This is a genomic window from Mycobacterium sp. (assembly GCF_049608025.1).
GTDB lineage: Bacteria > Actinomycetota > Actinomycetes > Mycobacteriales > Mycobacteriaceae > Mycobacterium.
Genome location: NZ_JBMYXC010000082.1, coordinates 1 through 2,744, shown reverse-complemented (window position 1 = coordinate 2,744; position 2,744 = coordinate 1). Strand labels below are relative to the sequence as shown.

Genomic DNA, 2,744 nt, shown 5'->3' with positions numbered 1-2,744 from the left:
CCGCCCATGACCTTGCCGAAGGTGAACAGGTCGGCATCGACCGGATCTTTTCCGTACCAACCGGATCGGCTGATCCGGAACCCGGTCATTACTTCGTCGACGACGAGCAGTGACCCGTGTGCGGCGGTGATACGGCGCAGCTCGGCGTTGAATCCGGGCAGCGGCGGCACGATGCCCATATTGCCCGGGCAGGCTTCGGTGATGACGCAGGCGATCTCGTCACCGAAACGTCCGAACACATCCTCGAGTGCGGCAGTGTTGTTGTACGGCAACACGATGGTGTCGGCTGTGGCGGCGCCCGTCACCCCGGGCGAGGACGGCAGTCCCAGGGTCGCGACCCCTGACCCAGCGTCGGCGAGCAGCGCATCGCTGTGGCCGTGGTAGCAGCCGGCGAACTTGATGATCTTCGCGCGGCCGGTGTATCCGCGGGCCAGGCGGATTGCGCTCATGGTGGCCTCGGTTCCGGAATTGACCATCCGCAGCAGTTCGAGCGGGGCGACTCGCTCGATGATTTCCCGCGCGAGCTCAGACTCCGACGGCGTCGGCGCCCCGAAGGACAACCCGTGGGCGGCGACCTGCTGCACCGCCTCGACCACGGCGGGGTGGGCGTGACCGAGCAGCATCGGGCCCCACGAACACACCAGGTCCACGTAGCGGTTGCCATCGACATCGGTCAGCCAGCAACCCTTGGCCGAGGTGAGGAACCGCGGAGTGCCGCCGACCGAGGAGAACGCCCGCACCGGTGAGTTGACCCCACCGGGGATCACCGAGCACGCGTCGGCGAATAGTCGCGCCGATTCGGCGGCGCCGGCTGTGCGGTCAGCTCGCATGTCACCAGTGTCCCAGCCTGGCCCGAACGCCTGAGCTTCAGGGTGTCGTGGTTACGGCCCCAGGCTGCAGTACGCCCTGGAGGTAGTGAACCGTTGATACCGGCCATCGACAAGTGCCCTCTGCGCGCTGAAAGGCACGGTGTCGATTATCGACACCGTGCCTTTCAGTCCGTCTCAATACGTCGGGGCGAGGCTTTCAGGGCTAACGACGACTCTGTTGGCCTGCCACCTACGTGTGCTACGTGCCGTCGGTGCCGTCGGTTCCGGGGGTTCCGCCGACTGCTGTGCCGCCGGTGCCGCCGGTGCCGCCGGTGCCGGTGCCACCAATGCCGGGTAGGGCGTCGCCGCCGTCGCCGCCGTCGCCACCGTCACCGGTGACCGCCCCGAGACCGTCTCCTCCGTCTCCGCCGTTACCGCCGGTGGCGTCGCCACCGATCCCGAGGTTCAGCCCGGGACCCCCGGCACCTCCTTCACCGCCGTTACCGGAGTCGGCCCCGCCGTTACCGCCGGTGCCGCCGTTACCGCCGACGGCTGTGCTCCCTCCATCAATGATGGCGATGTCACCGCCGAGTCCGCCGTCACCGCCGTCACCGTTGGATTCGCCGGCGTCACCGTTATTACCGGCCGCGCCGCCGTTACCACCCGCTCCTACCGCGCCGCCGGTGCCACCGTTGCCGCCAGCCCCACTGGATCCGCCCTCACCGCCGTTACCGCCGGGAAGGCCGATGCTGATGCTGCCGGCGCCGGTGCCGCCGTCGCCGCCTTGTGCGCCGCTGTTGCCGCCAGTGCCACCGTCACCGCCGGTGCCGTTGGTGCCCACACCGTCAATGCCGGACCCGGCGTCGCCGCCGTCACCGCCGACTCCGCCGTCGCCGCCGGTTCCGCTGTCGCCGCCGTCACCGCCGGGAAGACCGCTGCATTGCGGGCCCACGCATCCCTGAGAGATGCGGTTCAAACCGGACCCGCCACTGCCGCCGACACCGCCGACACCGCCGACACCGCCGACACCGCCGTCACCGCCGACACCGGTGGTTGTTCCGCCGTCACCGCCGGTTCCGCCGTTGCCACCGGCCCCGCCGACTCCGCCCGCACTGCCGTCGGCACCGGTTTCAGCTCCGCCGTCGGCGCCGGTCGTGCCGGTGGCGCCGTTGCCGCCGTCACCGCCGCTACCGCCGTCACCGTTGGATTCGCCAGCGAGTCCGGCTGCGCCGGGGATCGTGCCTGCGCCACCGTTACCGGCAGCACCGAGGGCTCCGATGGATCCGCCGGCGCCACCTGCTCCGCCGTCGCCACCGATGGTGGTGTTGTCGGCACCGTTGCCGCCGTTGCCGGCAACCGCACCGGCGTCACCACCGTCACCACCGTCGCCGCCGTCACCGAGGAGGCCCGCACCATCGGCGCCTACCCCGCCGGCCGCGCCGGCTCCACCGGCTCCGCCGGCTCCACCGTCACCGGAGTTGCCGCCGGCCTCGCCGGGTGCACCGCCGGTGCCTCCCGCGTCGTCGCCGTCACCACCGTTGCCGCCGTTACCGCCGTCGGCTCCGGTACCGCCGGAACCACCGTTGCCGCCAAAGCTGCTGCCGGTGACATCAGTGCCGCCGTCACCGCCGAGACCACCGTCGCCGCCGGAGCCGCCGTCCTGGCCGTCGCCGCCGTCACCGCCAGCCCCACCGTCGCCGCCGTTGACGCCGGCCAAACCGTCACCGCCGTTACCACCGGTGCCACCGAATCCGTCGGAGAGTCCGGCTGCGCCGTCGTTGCCGGCTGCACCGCCGTTGCCGCCGGTACCGACCGCGCCGCCGGCACCCAGGGCACCGCCGGCCCCGATGTCGCCGCCAGCCCCACCGGCACCGCCGTCACCACCGGCGGTGCTGGTGTTGTCGGCGCCATCAGCGCCGTTACCGCCAAAGATTC

At 71.4% G+C, this 2,744-nt stretch carries 1 protein-coding gene and 1 pseudogene; both read right to left on the bottom strand.

Annotation, left to right across the window (positions count from 1 at the left end):
• Nucleotides 1-830 (bottom strand): aspartate aminotransferase family protein (locus tag ACPGXI_RS17135; protein ID WP_526655080.1); only part of this gene is annotated, 830 nt, incomplete at its 3' end.
• Between the two features lie 238 nt (nucleotides 831-1,068).
• Nucleotides 1,069-2,744: pseudogene (locus ACPGXI_RS17130) on the bottom strand (hypothetical protein); the annotation flags it as partial.